Source organism: Brevibacterium sp. 239c, assembly GCF_900169365.1.
GTDB lineage: Bacteria > Actinomycetota > Actinomycetes > Actinomycetales > Brevibacteriaceae > Brevibacterium.
This window is the reverse complement of the sequence record NZ_FXZH01000058.1, coordinates 1-1,451: the sequence shown is the minus strand read 5'-3', so window position 1 is coordinate 1,451 and position 1,451 is coordinate 1. Positions and strand designations below refer to the sequence as shown.

The following is a 1,451-nucleotide window of genomic DNA, read 5'->3' as shown; positions in this document are numbered from 1 at the left end:
CGTTGATACTGGAAAGGTCGGGAATCCCGGTGTGACCCAAAGCCTGACTGACCCGTTCCGCGGTGTCCTTCTCGTGATCTGTCCACCAGGGTTCCCGTCACCACCGAAAGAGAACCAGCCGGTGGGGACATGACCTCATAGGAGCGTGACTCCACACTTACAGAGTCCCGTCAACGTCCTGTCTGCCCGACCGACTGGCCCTCACCCCACCAGTCCAATGGAAAGGGCACCACCATCATGACAGGAACACCAACGAATGTGTACGCCGGGATCGATACCCACCAAAACACGAACCATGTCGGCATCACAAATGAAATCGGGAAGAAACTCGGCGACAAAGAATTCCCCACCACCAGCACCGGATACACGGCCTTACTGAACTTCATTCTCTCCTTCGGCACGATCCTCGCCGTCGGCATCGAAGGCACCGCATCTTACGGAGCCGGGGTCTGCGCTTACCTCCGATCACAGGGCGTTCTCGCCAAGGAAGTCATCCGCCCCAACCGACAGACCCGCCGGGGCGGGAAATCCGACCCTATAGATGCCTACGCCGCTGCCAAGACCGTCGCCGCTGACCTCGATGACCTTCCGATCCCGAAACTCCTCGGCGGTGCCGTCGACGGGATCCGATTGATCCTCAAAACCCGCACCACAGCCGTCAAAGCACGTACCGCGGCGATCACGCAGACCATCAACTTCCTCACCACGGCTCCCACCCAGGTGAGGGAGAAATACGCGGATCTCAAGGACCCTGACCTCCATACAACACTGGCCAAAACACGTCCGGCAGCTGACGATCACCTCGGGATCGCTTTGCGTCGCCTGGCCAAAAGAGTCGAATTTCTCACCGAAGAGATCGATGCGGCCAATCACCAGCTTGCTGACCTGACCACACAGGTGGCCCCTGCTCTGGCGGCCACGAAGAGCGTGGGGCCAATCTCCGCAGCGAAGCTGCTGGTCACAGCTGGTGAGAACCCAGAGAGGATCACGTCGAAAGCTGCGTTCGCTGCCCTGTGCGGGACCAGCCCACTCCAGGCATCGTCGGGCAAGATCACCCGGCACAGACTCAACAAAGGAGGAGACCGGCAGGCCAATAGTGCCTTGTTCGACATCGTGAAGTCGAGAATGTCCAGCGATCCACGAACGAAGGAATACGTGGCCAGACGCACCGCGGAAGCGAAATCGAAGAGAGAGATCATGAGGTGTCTCAAACGGTATGTCGCCGCCGAGGTATACACGCTCATCATCAATCCACCCATCGTTCCGGCTATCAATGACCTGCGCCCTCTGCGGGAGTCAAAGAAGATGAGCCTGAGAGTGGTGGCCGAGCATTTCAGCGTCGGTCAGGTAAAGGTTTCACGTATCGAACGCGCTGAAGCTCGTGATGACGAGTTCGCAGCGCAGTACCGGGACTTCCTTCTTCAAGCCGCTTGACATCTATAGGAGCATCA

At 58.5% G+C, this 1,451-nt stretch carries 1 protein-coding gene; it reads left to right on the top strand.

Features of this window, described 5'->3' with window-relative positions:
* The first annotated feature begins 237 nt into the window (after nucleotides 1–237).
* Complete coding sequence (locus BSP239C_RS20330) at nucleotides 238–1,434, top strand: IS110 family transposase (protein ID WP_101575102.1); 1,197 nt, start codon at nucleotides 238–240, stop codon at nucleotides 1,432–1,434.
* Nucleotides 1,435–1,451: the final 17 nt, after the last annotated feature.